At 41.3% G+C, this 16,576-nt stretch carries 14 protein-coding genes; 12 read left to right on the top strand and 2 right to left on the bottom strand.

Going from position 1 to position 16,576, the window contains the following annotated elements; genetic code table 11:
* Nucleotides 1-20 precede the first annotated feature (20 nt).
* From G610_RS20555 to G610_RS23065, 5 genes are all read left to right on the top strand, one after another.
* On the top strand, nucleotides 21-1,379 hold the full coding sequence (locus G610_RS20555) for a four-carbon acid sugar kinase family protein (RefSeq protein WP_242829642.1): 1,359 nt from the start codon (nucleotides 21-23) through the stop codon (nucleotides 1,377-1,379).
* A gap of 5 nt (nucleotides 1,380-1,384) precedes the next feature.
* Nucleotides 1,385-3,364, top strand: coding sequence for a glycoside hydrolase family 127 protein (locus G610_RS0110625; RefSeq protein WP_026524776.1), 1,980 nt, complete (start codon nucleotides 1,385-1,387; stop codon nucleotides 3,362-3,364).
* Between the two features lie 12 nt (nucleotides 3,365-3,376).
* On the top strand, nucleotides 3,377-6,049 hold the full coding sequence (locus tag G610_RS20550; RefSeq protein WP_051197929.1) for an alpha-L-rhamnosidase: 2,673 nt from the start codon (nucleotides 3,377-3,379) through the stop codon (nucleotides 6,047-6,049).
* Between the two features lie 101 nt (nucleotides 6,050-6,150).
* Nucleotides 6,151-7,821 (top strand): SulP family inorganic anion transporter, encoded by a 1,671-nt coding sequence (locus G610_RS0110615; RefSeq protein ID WP_026524775.1) that lies wholly within the window; start codon nucleotides 6,151-6,153, stop codon nucleotides 7,819-7,821.
* 56 nt (nucleotides 7,822-7,877) lie between these two features.
* Nucleotides 7,878-8,363 (top strand): zinc-ribbon domain-containing protein, encoded by a 486-nt coding sequence (locus G610_RS23065; protein ID WP_155831006.1) that lies wholly within the window; start codon nucleotides 7,878-7,880, stop codon nucleotides 8,361-8,363.
* Here G610_RS23065 and G610_RS0110605 read toward each other — a convergent pair.
* Nucleotides 8,360-9,220, bottom strand: coding sequence for a YitT family protein (locus G610_RS0110605; protein WP_026524773.1), 861 nt, complete (start codon nucleotides 9,218-9,220; stop codon nucleotides 8,360-8,362). The genes G610_RS23065 and G610_RS0110605 overlap by 4 nt on opposite strands.
* A gap of 170 nt (nucleotides 9,221-9,390) precedes the next feature.
* Between G610_RS0110605 and G610_RS0110600 the strand changes: the two genes are divergently transcribed.
* The 7 genes from G610_RS0110600 to G610_RS23060 all read left to right on the top strand — a co-directional run bounded on the left by G610_RS0110600 (nucleotide 9,391) and on the right by G610_RS23060 (nucleotide 16,193).
* Complete coding sequence (locus G610_RS0110600) at nucleotides 9,391-10,050, top strand: sugar transferase (protein ID WP_026524772.1); 660 nt, start codon at nucleotides 9,391-9,393, stop codon at nucleotides 10,048-10,050.
* A 14-nt stretch (nucleotides 10,051-10,064) separates the two neighbouring features.
* Nucleotides 10,065-11,054, top strand: a complete 990-nt coding sequence (locus tag G610_RS0110595) for an ATP-grasp domain-containing protein (RefSeq protein WP_026524771.1) — start codon at nucleotides 10,065-10,067, stop codon at nucleotides 11,052-11,054.
* Nucleotides 11,051-12,151, top strand: coding sequence for a glycosyltransferase family 4 protein (locus G610_RS0110590; RefSeq protein ID WP_026524770.1), 1,101 nt, complete (start codon nucleotides 11,051-11,053; stop codon nucleotides 12,149-12,151). The genes G610_RS0110595 and G610_RS0110590 overlap by 4 nt, the downstream gene beginning before the upstream one ends.
* 80 nt (nucleotides 12,152-12,231) lie before the next feature.
* Nucleotides 12,232-13,548, top strand: coding sequence for a nucleotide sugar dehydrogenase (locus tag G610_RS0110585; RefSeq protein ID WP_026524769.1), 1,317 nt, complete (start codon nucleotides 12,232-12,234; stop codon nucleotides 13,546-13,548).
* A gap of 46 nt (nucleotides 13,549-13,594) precedes the next feature.
* Complete coding sequence (locus G610_RS0110580; protein WP_026524768.1) at nucleotides 13,595-14,383, top strand: DUF2334 domain-containing protein; 789 nt, start codon at nucleotides 13,595-13,597, stop codon at nucleotides 14,381-14,383.
* A 2-nt stretch (nucleotides 14,384-14,385) separates the two neighbouring features.
* Nucleotides 14,386-15,654 (top strand): glycosyltransferase, encoded by a 1,269-nt coding sequence (locus G610_RS0110575; RefSeq protein ID WP_026524767.1) that lies wholly within the window; start codon nucleotides 14,386-14,388, stop codon nucleotides 15,652-15,654.
* Nucleotides 15,655-15,845: 191 nt separating this feature from the next.
* Complete coding sequence (locus G610_RS23060; RefSeq protein ID WP_026524766.1) at nucleotides 15,846-16,193, top strand: hypothetical protein; 348 nt, start codon at nucleotides 15,846-15,848, stop codon at nucleotides 16,191-16,193.
* On the opposite strand, the gene tnpA is transcribed toward G610_RS23060, so the two are convergent.
* A complete protein-coding gene (gene tnpA, locus G610_RS24010; RefSeq protein ID WP_081667376.1) occupies nucleotides 16,103-16,372 on the bottom strand; it encodes an IS200/IS605 family transposase in 270 nt (89 codons plus the stop codon). The genes G610_RS23060 and tnpA overlap by 91 nt on opposite strands.
* Nucleotides 16,373-16,576: the final 204 nt, after the last annotated feature.

Raw genomic sequence — 16,576 nt, 5'->3', positions numbered from 1 at the left:
TATGTGCCGGAGTTTAGTGTATGAAAAATGTAGATATTAAAAAAATAAAATGGGTGGTTCTTGATGATGATCCAACAGGGATACAGACAGTTCACGATGTGGCTGTCTATACAGATTGGAATAAGGACACTTTGGAAAATGCTCTAAAAGAAGATGGGAGGCTCTTTTACATACTTACAAATTCAAGGGGACTGACTGCTTCAAAAACAAAAGCGCTTCACATGGAGCTTATGAGCAATCTTATAGTTGCCTCTAAAGAAACGGGGATATCATTTTTTGTTATAAGTAGAAGTGATTCCACTCTTAGAGGGCATTTTCCTCTGGAGACGGATATAATCCGGGAATGTTTATATGATGGGCTTGGGATGCAGACTGATGGTCTGATCCTTGCTCCTTTTTTTTATGCGGGAGGAAGAATAACAAAAGATAATATTCACTATGTGAAATATGGTGATGAGCTGGTCCCTGCAGGAGAAACTGAGTTTGCAAAGGATGAGACCTTTGGATACAGGTCATCGAACCTGACAGAATATGTCGAAGAAAAGACAGAGGGAAGATGGAAGGCCAAGGACGTTATAGTTATAAGTCTTGATGATATTAAGAAGAACGACATTGATGGAATGGTAAAAAAGCTTGTTTCTGCAAAGGACGGAGTACCAATAATTGTAAATGCAGAGATACCGGATGACCTTATTGTGTTCTGCGAAGCTTTGTATAAAGCTATTGAGAGTGGCAAAAAATTTCTGTATAGAACGGCAGCAGACTTTGTAAAAGCAGTTTGCGGTATTTCTGATATCCCTCTTTTATCTGCTGATGATATGGGGGTTAAAAGCAAAAGAGGCGGAGTGATAATGATCGGGTCACATACTAAAAAGACAACGTCTCAGCTTGAAAGATTAAAAGAAATAAAGAATTTGGAATTTATAGAGTATGACTCGGACAAGGTGCTTACAGATGAGCTTTCTGAGGAGACAAAAAGGGTTTCGAAAATAGTTTCCTCTTTTATAGAAGAAGGAATTACTGCAGTAGTTTTTACAAAAAGGAAAGTGCTTACATTGGAAAATGATTCAAAAGAGGATGCGCTTATAAGGTCGGCAAAGATATCAGAGGCATTCACAGATGTTGTATCAAAACTGACCGCTACACCATCATATATAGTTGGAAAAGGCGGGATAACCTCAAGTGATATAGGAACCAGGGCTCTTAAAGTTAAGAGGGCACTGGCACTGGGGCAGATTCAGCCCGGCGTCCCGGTATGGAAGACCGATGAAAACAGCAGGTTCCCCGGTATTCCCTATGTAATTTTCCCCGGCAACGTCGGAGATGAAGATACTTTGCTAAAGGCTGTAAAAATCCTTCAGAATGGAGAAAGGAATTAACAAATATGCTTACTGATACCAGAAAGAGTAAATATGCTAAGGCCGTTCCCCTTCCTGCAAAAGATATTACTTTTACAGAAGGCTTTTGGAAGGATGTAAGAGATGTAGTGTTTTCAAATACAGTACCTCAGCTTGAGCATATGTTTAAAGCACCGGAGATAAGTCACGTTCTTGAGAATTTCAGAATATGTGCAAAAGAAGTACAGGGGGATTTTGACGGTACCGTATTTGGCGATGGTGATTTCTATAAGTGGATGGAATCAGCTGTGTATAAGGCTGTTACCTGCAAAGACGAGGAATTACTCGAAAGGCTTGATGAATATATAGACCTTATTGGCAGAGCCCAGCAGGATGATGGATACATTTCAACAAAGCAGATAATCGGTGAGATGAATAACACAGGCGCAGGGAGAATGGGTGACATCAACGACTTTGAGGTTTACAACTTTGGGCATCTCATGACATCTGCTGCACTGCATTTTAGACTTACAGGAAAAAAGAACTTTGTAAATAGCGCATCAAAAGCCGCAGATTACCTTGATAAAATGTACAGTGATGCTGAGGAAAAGGGAGAAGTTCAGACAGCAGTATGCCCTTCCCACTATATGGGACTTATTGAGCTTTACAGAGCAACAGAGGATAAAAGATATTTGGAGTTGGCAAAAAAGGCAGTCAGGCTGAGGGATTCAGTTAAAAACGGAATGGATGATAATCAGGACAGACTCCCCCTTAAAAAGCACAGAAAAATAATAGGACATGCCGTAAGAGCAAATTATTTATATGCAGGAGTTGCGGATCTATATCTTGAAGAAGGTGATGAAGAGTATCTTGAGGTTTTAAAAAGTGTGTGGAATGACCTTTTGTCACACAAAATATATGTGACAGGAGGGTGCGGGGCACTTTATAACGGTGCATCTCCTTATGGTAATTTCTTTGATCATCAGCTGATCCATCAGGCCTATGGCTATGATTATCAGCTGCCAAATATAACTGCCTACAATGAGACCTGCGCAAATATCGGGCTTGTAATGTGGGCATACAGGATGTTTTTGATCGATCCCAAGGCAGAATATTTTGATGTGATTGAAAGGGTTATGCTGAATACAAACCTGGCATCCATAAGCCTTGATGGACTTAAGTATTTTTATGAAAACATGCTTGAGAGAACAAAGAATCTGGGATTTGAGCTTGTATGGCCTCTTCACAGGACAAATTACATAACAAGCTATTGCTGTCCGCCAAATCTTGCAAGAAATCTTGCTCAGAGCAGCGAATATATTTTTGCCATATCAGGTAATAAGATTTACACAGGACTTTATGCTGCAGCCAGGGCTCATATTGTTCTTGATAGCGGACTTGACGCTGTTCTTACCACAAAGACTAAATACCCCTATGACGGCAATGTTTGTTTTTCCTTTGAGGATCTGAAACAAAGCGGAGAAGCAGAGCTTAATCTGAGAATTCCCGAATGGCTTAAAAGCGGAAGAATTATAGTTAACTGCAAAGGTAACAGGGATGTGAGGGAACTTTCTTATAAAGATGCCTGCAGTTACCATGCACTTAATATAGAAGATCCTGCAAACACTACGGTGGAGCTTATCTTTGATCTTCCCGTCAAGTATATAGCAGGACATGACAGGATAGAGGAGTGCCGATCAAGAGTGTGCATAGAGAGAGGTCCTCTTGTTTATTGCATGGAGAAAGAAGATGCAAATGGAGTAGAGCTAAAGGATATATATCTTCCCGAGAATAAGGACAATTTTAAGACGGAATATGAAGAGATATTATCACGGAATATCCTTGTTATCTCAGGAAAAGTGTATCAGGCAAAAGCAGATAATAATGATAGCAGCGCTCTTTACAGAGAATTTGAAAAGCAGGAATTTAGTGAGATAAATGCTAAGTTTGTTCCATATTTTGCATGGGATAACAGAGAAGCGGATGAAGAAATGCGGCTCTGGTTTCCTGTATACTTTGGAGCATGACAGGAGGGGAAAATGATTATTACGGATTTAAAATGCAATTATCAAAAATGTCCTATTGGTATAGAGCTTGATAAGGTGACATTTTCCTGGAAGTATGAGAACGTCTCGGGAGACTGTATCTCAGAAGTACAGTTTATTCTCTCGGATGATGAAAGCTTTAAAAATATACTTCATAGTGAAGCAGGGCAGGATGTAATTGGAGTATCTTACGTGCCTGCTTATAAGTTTGAGCCTGAAAAGACATATTACTGGAAGGTGCGCACTGTAGATGACAGCGGTGAAAAAGCGGAAAGTGATGTTCAGTTCTTTGAAGGCGGACGAAAGGGAAGCCTTCAGGGTAAGTGGATAAGTCCTTCTTTTTCAAGAGAAATTCATCCTGTTATGAGAAAAAGCTTTTCTGTTACCCGGGAAGAATTGTCAAAAATGGAAAAGGCAAGACTGTATATCTGCGGACTTGGGCTTTACGAGGTATATGTAAATGGCAATAAGGTTATGGATGATTATCTGACACCTTATTGCAGTGACTATAGGTACTGGATTCAGTATCAGACCTACGATATTGGAAATATGCTGGAGTCAGGAGAAAACACCATAAGTGTTATGCTTGGAAATGGCTGGTACAAGGGGCGCTTTGGTTACCTTGCACATGGTCAGCTAAGAGAGTACTACGGCGATGAGTTCAAATTAATAGCAGATGTCGTTTTGACGTTGGATGATAATGAAAAGATTATTTGCACGGATGAATCCTGGCAGTGCCTTCAGGCTCCGGTTTTGTCATCAGGAATTTACGATGGAGAAACATATGATGACAGAAAAGCAGTTGCATTAGAAAATCCTGATAATAGGGATATTTCAAAAGTAAGGATTACAGATGCTCCCAAGGGTAAGCTTTCTCCTATGGTCGGGGTGCCGGTAAAGGCCCACGAGAGAATTAAGAATCCTGAACTTATTAAAACTAAAAGAGATGAATATGTTCTTGATTTTGGGCAGGAAATAACAGGCTGGACTGAATTTGACGTCTTTATTCCGAACGAGAATGAAGTAACTCTTGAATATGGAGAAGTTTTACAGGATGGATGCTTTTACAGGGACAACTTAAGGACTGCTGATGCAAAATACACATTTATAAGTTCCGGAAGGAAAACAAGGGCAAGAGCTCATTTTACCTTCTTTGGCTTTAGATATGTGAAGGTTGTCGGACTTAGCAAAGAGGAAATTGAGAGTGCCGATTTTGAGGCAGTTTCACTGTATTCGGATATTAGTGAGACCGGTCATATAGTGACCGGAAATGAAAAAATAAACAGACTTATAGAAAACACAAAATGGAGTCAGAAGGACAACTTTGTTGATATTCCAACCGACTGTCCGCAGAGAGATGAGAGATGCGGTTGGACAGGAGATGCACAGATTTTTTCAGGTGCTGCCTCCTATCACATGGAGACACCTTCATTTTTCAGGAAATATCTAAGGGACATGAGATATGAGCAGATTGAAAAGGATGGCGCCGTACCCTATGTTGTTCCGGATATTCTGACTGTCGGAAGAGAAAAGATGGCACAGCCACCCTTTGATCTTACAGAGGATATGTGGGGAGAGGCAGGAGCCAGTGTATGGGGAGATGCTGCGGTAATTATTCCCTGGAAAATGTATCTGCATTATGGGAATAAGGCATGGCTTCAGGAACAGTATGAAAACATGAAGCTATGGACAGACTTCATTATACGGATGGAGGAAGAACACTGTGGTGGAAGGCGCCTTTGGGACTGCGGATTTCACTTTGGAGACTGGCTGTCACTTGATGTTGAAGGCGATGTGACGGGAATGGATAACCGTGAAGGCGGCACAGATAAATATTATGTGGCATCCATATATTACATGGTATCCTTAGAGACTACATCGAAGGCAGCAGGTATTCTTGGATTTGATAAGGACAAAGATTATTACCACAAAAGAAGTCTCGAGGTCAGAGACGCTGTGAGAAATAAGTATATTACGTCACCGGGAACCTTATCTATAAAAACTCAGACAGCCTATGCCATAGCGATCCATTTCGGCCTGTTTAATGAGGATGAGATGGAAAAAGCCGGAGATAACTTGCTTGAAATATTAAAGCTTTGGAATCACCATCTTGCAACAGGCTTTGTCGGAACTACTTTTTTGTGCAGCGCATTAACAAAAGTCGGTTTGACCAAAGACGCATATACGCTTCTTTTAAATGAAGATTATCCAAGCTGGTTATATGAAGTAAATCTTGGAGCCACAACTATCTGGGAGAGATGGAATTCCCTTCTTCCTGATGGAAAGATAAGCGGAACAGGAATGAACAGCCTGAATCATTATGCCTATGGTGCAATTGTAGAGTGGATTTATGAGGCAGTATGTGGCATCAGGGTGGATGAAAATAATATTGCGGGAGTGAGTATGGTAATAGCTCCGCACATAGATGAGAGGCTTGGAAGCGCTAAAGCAACAGTGGATACTGCCATTGGAAAATATTCATCAGGATGGTCAATAAACGGATCTGAAGCTACTTATGAGTTTTCCGTACCGTTTGGAGGCAAAGCAGAGTTTAGAATAGACAGAATGCTTTCTGATATGACTCTTAACGGACAAAAAATAACGGAAGAAGAGCTTCTTTTAAGACGTTTTGAAAAAGGAGAGTATACAATAAAGGGAAAAATTTGAGAATAAAAAAGAATTATGTCATAAAAAAACTTGCACTGCGGGGATAAAAGCATTAGCATATTTGTGGTTTAATTTTAGTTGTTTTAGTAAGTGAGGATATTATGAAGAAAGAAAAACTAAAACCGATGCTTTTTTCGGTAATCAAGAAGTACTCCGCAAAGCAGTTTACGACTGATGTAATCTCCGGAATAATTGTAGCCATAATTGCACTGCCGCTTTCAATAGCGCTTGCTTTAGCATCAGGCGTTGGTCCTGAAGAAGGTCTCTACACAGCAATTGTTGCAGGCTTTATCATCTCCTTCCTTGGAGGAAGCCGTGTTCAGATAGCAGGTCCTACAGCAGCCTTTGCTACCATCGTAGCGGGAATTGTTGCTAAGAACGGCATGGACGGCCTAATGATGGCTACCATAATTGCAGGTATCATCCTTATTCTGATGGGACTGTTCAAGCTTGGAAGCCTTATCAAATTTATTCCTTATACAATTACAACAGGTTTTACTGCAGGTATCGCAGTTACAATCCTTATCGGACAGATAAAGGATTTCCTTGGACTTACATATCCCAAGGGAACAGTTACGATCGAGACAGTTGAGAAGGTTGAAGCTATTGCTGCCAACATCGGAACAATCAATTTCCAGGCTGTTATCGTCGGAGTGGTTTGTCTTCTTATCCTTGTTATATGGCCTAAGTTTTTTAAGAAGATTCCTGCATCTTTAATAGCAGTTATCGTAGGAATCCTTATGGTAAAGGTTGTAGGTCTTAAGGTAAATACAATCGGCGACCTTTATCAGATAAACGGAGGACTTCCCAAGTTCCATGCACCTAACTTTTCATGGAGCCTTGTAAGAGCATCCTTCTCAAACGGATTTACAATAGCTATCCTTGCCGCAATCGAATCTCTTCTTTCTGCGGTAGTAGCAGACGGTATGATCGGTTCAAAGCACAGATCCAATATGGAGCTTATCGCACAGGGTGCAGGTAATATCGGATCAGTTCTTTTTGGTGGTATCCCTGCAACAGGCGCTATAGCAAGAACTGCTGCAAATATCAAAAACGGCGGTAGAACTCCTGTAGCAGGTATGGTTCATTCAGTTGTACTTTTACTGGTACTTGTGGTACTTATGCCTTATGCAGCACTTATTCCCATGCCTACGATCGCAGCTATTCTTTTCCAGGTTGCATATAATATGTGCCAGTGGAGACCTTTCATGAAGCTCTGCAAGACAGCACCTAAGAGCGACATCATCGTTCTTGTAATGACATTTGTACTTACAGTAGTATTTGACCTTGTTGTTGCTATCGAAGTTGGTATGATCGCAGCCTGCCTCCTTTTCATGAAGAGAATGAGCGAGGAGTCATCTGTTCGCGGATGGACTTATGTTGATCCCGATATTGATCCCGAGAATGACCCTGATGCAATTGAACTTAGAGTGATCCCTAAGCATGTACGTGTATATGAGATCAGCGGTCCCATGTTCTTTGGTGATGCTGATGCTCTTGCAAATATCACAACCAAGGACTTCACAAAGTGCCTTGTTATCAGAATGAGAAGCGTTCCTGCTCTTGATGCCACAGCCATGAGAGCTCTTGAGATGTTGCACGAAGACTGCAAGAAGAAGGGCGTGCGCCTTATATTCTCACATGTCAATGAGCAGCCCATGAGAACCATGGAGAAGGACGGCTTTATAGATAGAGTTGGAAAAGAGAATTTCTGTCCTCATATTGATGATGCATTAGAGCTTGCAGCAAAAGTGAATGCAGACTTTACATGAATATAGAAATATCTGTATAATTTTATGAGAAAAGTTTTGTAGAGGAGGACCTGGAAATGAAGATTTGTTCAAAATGTAATGCCAATGTTGAAGACCATATGGCCTTTTGCCCTAATTGCGGTGCACCTGTTGAAACCGCTACAGTACCTGTAAGCGAGGGAGAAGCAGCTTCAACTGTTAACCCTGCTGAGCCTGACCCTCAGCCTCAGTATCAGCAGCCTTTGTACCAGCAGCCTGTTTATCAGCCCCAGTATCAGCAGCCTATGTATGGCCCTCAGGGCGGAGCTCCTTACGGATACATGCCTGTGAATAATGAGCCTGTTTCACTTGGTGACTGGCTTCTTACATTCCTTATCACATGCATCCCGCTTGTAGGCTTCATCATGCTTATTGTTTGGGCTGTAAGCGACGGTACCAAGGAGAGCAAGAAGAACTGGGCAAGAGCCAGGCTTATCTGGATGGTAATCGTTTATGTTCTTTCATTCATTTTTGTAATGATGTTTGGAGCAGCATTCCTTGGAATGATCGGATCATTATATTAATCTCTGGGTCTTAAATAGAAATTACCACGAACCTCATCCGTGCGAATAGAGTTGATAAAGGCGTTTTCGTCTATCTTCTTTATCGCGGGGATGAGTTTTCTTGTATCTGAGGCACTTACTACGGAATAAACGATCATTTTGTTCTGGTGCTCGAAAGAACCTTCGCCGTGCATAAGAGTAGCACCGTGATTGGCAACCCTGTATATAAGATCGCATACTTCAGCCGGTTTATCCGTGATGATGAAAAGAGTCTGCTGCTGATAAACTCTGTAGAGAATATGCAGAACCTGAGTTGTAACATACTGGAATATCATGGAATAGAGGGCTTTTTCCCAACCAAAGTAGATACCTGCGATAAGAAGGATCACGGTATTTATACCAAGGATAAAGGGGAATGAATCCACGCCTTTTTTCTGTGACAGATAGATTGAGATAAAATCTGTTCCGCCGCTGGTGGCATCCACCGAGAGGCACATGCAGATAGCTACTGCGTTTATAATACCGCCGAAAACAGCGATAAGAAGCGGGTCGTATGTGATAGCATGGGCAGGAATTATATCTACAAAAAAGCCGTTTGCCAGCACCATGATCATTGAGAAAATGGTAAATCTTTTTCCTATGTAGCGAAATCCCAGATAGATGGGGAAAATGTTCAGGATGATATTAACAGGCGAATATGGAATACTTATGCCGGTATATTTCAGTACAATTCGCTGAACCACGATGGTAAGACCCTGTGCTCCGCCCGGGAACAGACCTCCTGCATTGATAAAAGACTGGATGTTCACAGACATAAGGAAAGCTGCTGCAAGAACAACGATTAGACGAATAGAATCCTTTTTTAAGGTTGCCTTCATATAAAAATCCCCTAACAAAATATATTAATAATAAGAACATTTTTTTGATGTGTTTTGTTATATAATCACAGTATAATGCACAAAAAAGGCAATAACAACAAAGAGATTGATTTATAATATCTACTGTGATAACTTTGTTGTGCAAATAATGAAAACGGGGGACACCGTTGATGTCAAACAATGATAATAAAATTAAGCATGGATTATATGGAAGCTTTTTCAAAAGACTTTTAGATATCATAATATCCCTGCTTGTACTTATATGTTTTTCATGGCTTTATCTGATACTTATAATCCTTGTGAGGGTTAAGCTTGGAAGCCCTGTGATTTTCAAGCAGCCCCGTCCCGGTAAGGATGAGAAGGTCTTTAATCTCTATAAGTTCAGAACCATGACAGATGAAAGAGATGAAAACGGAGAGCTTCTTCCCGATGAAGTAAGACTTACGAATTTTGGTAAGAAGCTTCGAAGCACCAGCCTTGATGAGCTTCCTGAGTTTTTCAATATCCTGAAGGGAGACATGAGCTTTGTGGGACCAAGACCCCTTCTTGTTAAATATCTTCCTCTTTATAATGAAGAGCAGCATCACAGACATGATGTGAGGCCGGGACTTACAGGATGGGCTCAGGTTAATGGACGAAACCTCATCAGCTGGGAAGATAAATTTGAAAAAGATGTTTATTATGTAAGAAACCTATCCTTCGCACTTGATGTGAAGATAATATTTATGACTGTAAAGGTAGTGCTTGATCACAGCGATGTAAATAGCGCAACGGACGCTACCATGGAGGCCTTCAAAGGGACTCCTTCCAATAAAGAAAGTGATCAGTAAGGAGTATTAGAACTATGAATATATTGTTTTGCAGTGTTGGAAGAAGATGTGAGCTTTTAAAGGATTTTAGGAAGACTCTTGGGGATAAGGTAAGACTTGTTGTAACAGATAACAGCCCCTATGCGCCGGCTCTTGCTTTTGCAGATGCCAGCTATCAGGTTCCGCTCATCACAGATCCCACTTACATCGGAATAATTCTTGATATCTGTAAAAAGGAAAAAATAAATGCAGTTACCACACTTATTGATCCTGAGATCTCAATACTTGCAGACAACCGTGCGAAGTTTGAAGAGATAGGCGTAGAGGTTCTTGCTCCCTATAAGGAGACGGCAGACCTTTGCTTTGATAAATATGAGATGTTTAAGTACCTCAGTGAAAAGGGGATCAACACAGTAAAGACATACGGAAGCTTTGCTGAGTTCCATGAAGATTATAAAAAGAATGCCATCTCACTTCCTGTATTTGTAAAGCCAAGAACCGGCAGCGGAAGCGTTGGAGCAAGAAGAGTAGATACAATAGAACTTCTTGAAGAGGTAACGGCTACCGATCCTTCACTTATCATTCAGGAGCTTATGACAGGAAAAGACATGGATGCTGATGTCTATGTTGATACTATTACCAATGAAGTAATTGCGATTTTTTCAAAGAAAAAGATATCCACCACCATAGGCGGTGCCAACAAGACAATATCCTTTAAGGATGAAGCACTTTTTGATTTCGTAAAGGAAGCACTTAAGGTATTCAGATTCAACGGACCGCTTGATATGGATCTCTTTTACCAGGATGGCAAATATTACCTCTCAGAGATTAATCCCAGATTTGGCGGTGCATACCTTCATGCATACGGCGCAGGCGTAGATTTCCCTGCCTTCATATATAAGAATGTCCATGACAAGGAGAAAAATGAGCCTGTTATCGGACAGTATGAAGAAGATGTGGTCATGATGATGTATGACAGCGTAGTTATTGACAGCCTTGCAAACTTAAAGGGCAGAATGCAATGAAAATTCTTATTTTGACTAATTATGCCAATGGCCTTTATCTTTTCAGGCGGGAGCTTTTAGAATCATTTATGGCAGATGGACATGAAGTTATAGTGTCGGTTCCTCCGGATGAAAATGTGGCTAAGCTCAAAAATCTTGGCGTAAGTATAGTAGAGACAGCCTTTAACAGACATGGGATGAATCCTGCCAAGGATTTTGCCCTTATGATGGCGTATAAGAAGCTTATTAGGGAGATAAAACCGGGATTTGTTCTGACCTATACCATAAAGCCCAATCTCTATGGAGGAATGGCTGCAAGACTTACCCGCACTCCTTATATCTGCAACATTACAGGCCTTGGAATGGCTATTGAAAACGGCGGAATTATGAGTAAAGCCCTTATCGCTTTTTATAAAACCGCTACAGCTGGCGCAAGAAAAGTATTTTTCCAGAATGAGCGCAATAAGAAGTTTATGCAGGACAGAGGCGTTGCAAAGAAAAATGCGGGACTTCTTCCGGGATCCGGTGTGAATCTGACCGCCCATCCTTTTCATGAGTATTCATCTGAAGCTGAGGGTGTTCATTTTCTTGCTGTCATCAGAATCATGAGAGATAAAGGAATAGCCGAGTACCTTGAAGCTGCAAGGAACATTACCTCTGAATATAAAAACGTCTATTTTGATCTTGTGGGCGAGTATGAAGAGGATGAGAGAGAAGTTTATGAGCCTCTTATCAAGGAGATGGAGGATAAGGGGATTATCATTTATCATGGCCATCTTGATAACGTAGAGCCGGTTATGGCAGAGAGCCATGTAATCGTTCATCCTTCTTATCACGAAGGAATGTCCAACGTGCTACTTGAGGCAGCAGCCTGCGGAAGACCTATTTTATGTTCAGATATTCATGGCTGTATAGAAGCAATTGAGCCTGATATAAGCGGCTTCACCTTTGAGATAAAAAATACAAAATCCCTTGAAGACGCCATAAGAAAAATGCTTTCACTGTCAGAAGAAGACAGAGCCAAAATGGGAAAGCTTGGCAGAGAGCATATAGAGAAGCACTTTGACAGACAGCTTGTTATAGATGCGTATAAAAAGGAGCTTGAATCTGCTAAGTAATTTGACATGCATAGTATAATAGATAGGTAATATTCTATCTTACAGCCATGTGAGATAAGAAAATTTGACGAGGTATAAAAATGAGTTTATATGAGAGACTCCTTTCAGGAGAGGAGAAACTGTCACTTGTAGGACTTGGTTATGTAGGAATGCCCATCGCTGTGGCATTTGCCAAGAAGATCAAGGTAGTTGGATATGACTTCAATGCAGAGAAGGTTGCCCTTTATAAAAAGGGAATCGATCCTACAAGAGAAGTCGGAGATGCTGCAATTAAGGAGACAGCAGTAGATTTTACAGCTGATCCCGAAAAGCTTAGAGAATGTAAATTCCATGTTGTAGCTGTTCCCACACCTGTTAACGAGGACCACACACCTGATCTTACCCCTGTTGAGAGCGCCAGCAGAACACTTGGTAAGTATCTCACAAAGGGTTCTATTGTAGTATATGAGTCAACAGTTTATCCCGGTGTTACTGAGGATGTATGTGTGCCGATCCTTGAGAAGGAGTCAGGTCTTAAATGCGGCGTAGACTTCAAGGTTGGATATTCACCTGAGCGTATCAATCCCGGTGATAAGGTTCACAGGCTTGAGACCATCACCAAGATCGTTTCCGGTATGGATAAGGAAACTCTTGAGGAAGTTGCAAACGTATATAAGCTTGTTGCTCTTGCAGGTGTACATGAAGCTGAGAGCATCAAGGTTGCTGAGGCTGCTAAGGTTATTGAGAACAGCCAGCGTGATATCAACATCGCTTTCATGAACGAGCTTTCAATGATCTTCCACAAGATGGATATAGATACCAAGAGCGTGCTTGAGGCAGCAGGAACCAAGTGGAATTTCCTGAACTTTAAGCCCGGACTGGTAGGCGGTCACTGTATCGGCGTTGATCCCTACTACCTTACATATAAGGCAGAGTCCCTTGGTTATCACAGTCAGATCATTCTTTCAGGACGTCGTATCAACGATGACATGGGTAAGTACATTGCAGAGTCCTGCGTTAAGAAGCTGATCGCTGGTGACGTTCCTGTTAAGGGAGCAAGAGTCGGTATTCTTGGATTCACATTCAAGGAGAACTGTCCTGACACCAGAAATACCAAGGTTATCGATATCTATAACGAGCTTAAGGAATATGGTATCGATCCTATAGTAGTTGATCCTACAGCTGACAGTGATGAAGCTAACAGACTTTATGGAATCGCTTTTGATACAATGGATGACATCCACGATATGGATGCAGTGATCGTAGCTGTAGCCCATGAGGAGTTCCTTGGAATCACTACAGAGGATATTAAAAAGTGGTATGCACCTTCTCGAGGAAAGAGAGTTTTCCTTGATGTAAAGGGAATCTATAATAAGAATGAGTTCGACGAAGCAGAGTTTGCTTACTGGAGACTTTAATTAAATGGGGGAATGCCGCCACCTTAAAAAGTGGCGGCGTTGTTGTATGAAGATATTAATTCGAATGGATGATATCGCGCCGGGTATGGATATGGGCAAATTCAGAAGATTTAAGAGACTTCTGGATGAGTACAATATCAGACCTCTTATAGGCGTGGTACCTGATAACAGGGATCCGAAGCTTATGGTGGAAGCTGATGAACCTGAATCAAAGCAAAAAAAGGGGACAGATGAAGAGGCAGACAGTGAGGAGAATCCATACTTCTGGAGAATGGTGAGGGACCTTCAGTCAGAGGGATGGATCATAGCGATGCACGGTCTTCATCATGTATACACCACTAAAAAGGGTGGAATGCTGCCACTTAATAAACAGTCTGAATTTGCGGGGATCCCTTATGAGAAACAGCTGGAGATGGTCACCGAGGGCAAGAAGATTCTTGAAAGCCACGGTATAGCCACGGATTTTTTCATGGCACCAAGTCACAGCTACGACAAAAATACCATAACTGCTCTTGTAGAGAAGGGCTTTAGAAGGGTGACAGATGGTTTTGGAAGGGATGCCTACAGACGTTTTGATATGACCTTCTATCCTATTTCATATAGGAAGGACAGTACTCTGACAGACAATCATGAAGGCTACACCACGTTTGTCGTTCATACAAATACCCTTACCAATGAAGATTTTAATTATTTTTCCAAAGTCTTTGAGACGGGAAAGGTTGTCAGCTGGAATGAATGGCTTATGACCGACCCTGTGGAAGCAGGTGAATTTCAGGGGATAAAAGAGTATCTCCTTGCCAGGATTAAATACATTTTAGTGCACAAGAGGTGGTAATAATGGCGGAGCCTATTCGAATATTACATGTTTTTGGTACACTGGGCCTTGGCGGTGCCGAGAGCCGAATAATGGATTTATACAGACATATAGACAGGGAAAAGGTTCAGTTTGACTTTCTTGTTCACGCTGCAGCTGAGCCCACAGGCAAAAAGTGCCCTACATCCGATGAACTTATGCTTGTAAGGAAGCCAGACTATTTTGATGCAGCAGTAAGGAAGCTGGGTGGCAATATATACTGCATTCCAAGATATCACGGAACCAATCTCAGGGATTATAAGAATGCTATCCGTATGTTTTTTATGCAGCATAGAGGCGAGTGGAAAATGGTTCAGGGTCATATGACAAGTACTGCGGCCATATATCTTCCTATCGCCAAGACCTGTGGCATCGGAACTACGATAGCCCATGCTAGAAGCGCGGGAGTTGACCCGGGAATCAAGGGAATAGTTACTAAGATTATCCGTCATCCTTTGAGTAATACAGAGACCTGTGACCTTAGGTTTTCATGTACAGAGAATGCTGCAAGGGCTGTGTTTGGAGATACACTTACTGACGGCGGCCTTGTAAGGATCATTCCCAATGCCATAGACTTAAGGCGATTCGTCTATAATTCTGAAGCCAGGGAGAGAATAAGGAAAGAGCTGGGGCTTTCCAATGCCATAGTGATTGGACATGTGGGTCGTTTTCACTATGCCAAGAACCATGAGTATCTGATAAAGGTATTTGCTGAGTTTTTGCGAATCCTTGATCATGACGAGGTTAACTCCTTCAGCATGCTGCACGGTATGAGAATAAGACTTCTGATGTTGGGAGAAGGCGAGCTGATGGATACTATGAAGCAGCTATGTCACGACCTTAAGATTTCGGATAAGGTAATCTTTGCAGGCAATAAGAGTAATGCCAATGAATATTATCAGGCAATGGACTATTTTCTTTTCCCTTCTCGTTACGAGGGACTTCCCGGCACAGTAGTAGAAGCACAGGCAGCAGGACTTCAATGTCTTGTATCAGATTCCATAACGCCGGAGGTTGATATCACCCCTCTTGTAAGCAGGATGAGTATAGAGGAAGCACCTGCAACATGGGCCAGAAAAATTTTAAATGATTTGATGCTGAGCGGAATAAATGATGATGAATATGGTATTCCCATCGGAGACAGGCAGGCTTCATCAAGTCCAATCATATCACAGATAGCTGCAGCGGGCTTTGATGTTAAGACCCAGGCAGAGATGATGTTGAAATTCTATTTAACAGGAAAATTTTCATAAAGAATATATGGAAGCATGTCACTGTAAATCAGTGATGTGCTTCTTTTTTTGCTGCGAGCGAAAGCGAGGGAAGAACATCCTTAGTTAACCGGTGTGTAGACATTTGTTGGACAGCAGGTGTTAGAATGAAGGTGTTTAATTTTTGAATAAGTTAGTGTGTTATTTGTGTTTTTTTATAGGGGGAAACAGTAATGCCAAAGAAATCTTTGAAAAATGACAAAAACGGAATAAGTCTGTTTAATTACACCATTGCTGTAAGATCTGACTATTTTAGAAGACTGAGATACGTGGATATTTTCAGTGAGGGAAATCAGGTTCCCAAAATGCCCGATGACCTTGAGATAGCAATTGATTATATAGCAATGACAGATGAAGAGCTTAAGGCAGAATATGATAAGCTTCTTGCTGATAATCCGAGCCTTTGGGAATACTCTTCAGGAGTGGATGATCAACCAAAAGGGGCGATGTCCCTTCCAAGACATATAAGAAATACCGGAGACAAAGATGTCCTCACAGAGTATTTAAGCATGTGTATATGATCCTCATCTGTCTCAGCAGAAAGCATATCGCAGTCCATCCTTCCACACAGATAAGCCGCATGATTTTTCATGAAATCCCCCATCTCATTGGTTATCACCTTTTTCCTGAACTTAGTGACAAAAATGATATGATAGGTAAGCAGGTAAACTGAATGTGAACCTCTTCTGTAGTTATCCATAAAAACTCCTTCTAAAAAGAACAAATGTTTTGATTACTCTTGGAAATTATGCTATAATACTAATATAATCTTTTGGAAAGGAAATCTCAACTGTGTATAGGACAAGGCAGTACAGAATAGCTAAAAACAACACACTATACAGTTACTGCCAGGATATTTGCAGGGCATCTGCAGTTCTTTACAACAGGGCGAATTTCATCATCC

The organism is Butyrivibrio sp. MB2005, from assembly GCF_000424285.1.
Taxonomy (GTDB): domain Bacteria; phylum Bacillota; class Clostridia; order Lachnospirales; family Lachnospiraceae; genus Butyrivibrio.
The sequence above is the reverse complement of the archived record's forward strand: the minus strand, read 5'-3'. Positions and strand labels throughout refer to the sequence as shown.

Excerpts from the sequence above, each read along its gene's own strand:
- G610_RS20550 (WP_051197929.1), top strand. The coding sequence starts at position 3,377 with ATGATTATTACGGATTTAAAATGCAATTATCAAAAATGTCCTATTGGT.
- G610_RS23065 (WP_155831006.1), top strand. The coding sequence starts at position 7,878 with ATGAAGATTTGTTCAAAATGTAATGCCAATGTTGAAGACCATATGGCC.
- G610_RS0110595 (WP_026524771.1), top strand. The coding sequence starts at position 10,065 with ATGAATATATTGTTTTGCAGTGTTGGAAGAAGATGTGAGCTTTTAAAG.
- G610_RS0110575 (WP_026524767.1), top strand. The coding sequence starts at position 14,386 with ATGGCGGAGCCTATTCGAATATTACATGTTTTTGGTACACTGGGCCTT.
- G610_RS0110605 (WP_026524773.1), bottom strand. The coding sequence starts at position 9,220 with ATGAAGGCAACCTTAAAAAAGGATTCTATTCGTCTAATCGTTGTTCTT.
- G610_RS20555 (WP_242829642.1), top strand. The coding sequence starts at position 21 with ATGAAAAATGTAGATATTAAAAAAATAAAATGGGTGGTTCTTGATGAT.
- G610_RS0110585 (WP_026524769.1), top strand. The coding sequence starts at position 12,232 with ATGAGTTTATATGAGAGACTCCTTTCAGGAGAGGAGAAACTGTCACTT.
- G610_RS0110590 (WP_026524770.1), top strand. The coding sequence starts at position 11,051 with ATGAAAATTCTTATTTTGACTAATTATGCCAATGGCCTTTATCTTTTC.
- G610_RS0110580 (WP_026524768.1), top strand. The coding sequence starts at position 13,595 with ATGAAGATATTAATTCGAATGGATGATATCGCGCCGGGTATGGATATG.
- G610_RS0110600 (WP_026524772.1), top strand. The coding sequence starts at position 9,391 with ATGTCAAACAATGATAATAAAATTAAGCATGGATTATATGGAAGCTTT.
- G610_RS0110615 (WP_026524775.1), top strand. The coding sequence starts at position 6,151 with ATGAAGAAAGAAAAACTAAAACCGATGCTTTTTTCGGTAATCAAGAAG.
- G610_RS0110625 (WP_026524776.1), top strand. The coding sequence starts at position 1,385 with ATGCTTACTGATACCAGAAAGAGTAAATATGCTAAGGCCGTTCCCCTT.
- tnpA (WP_081667376.1), bottom strand. The coding sequence starts at position 16,372 with ATGGATAACTACAGAAGAGGTTCACATTCAGTTTACCTGCTTACCTAT.
- G610_RS23060 (WP_026524766.1), top strand. The coding sequence starts at position 15,846 with ATGCCAAAGAAATCTTTGAAAAATGACAAAAACGGAATAAGTCTGTTT.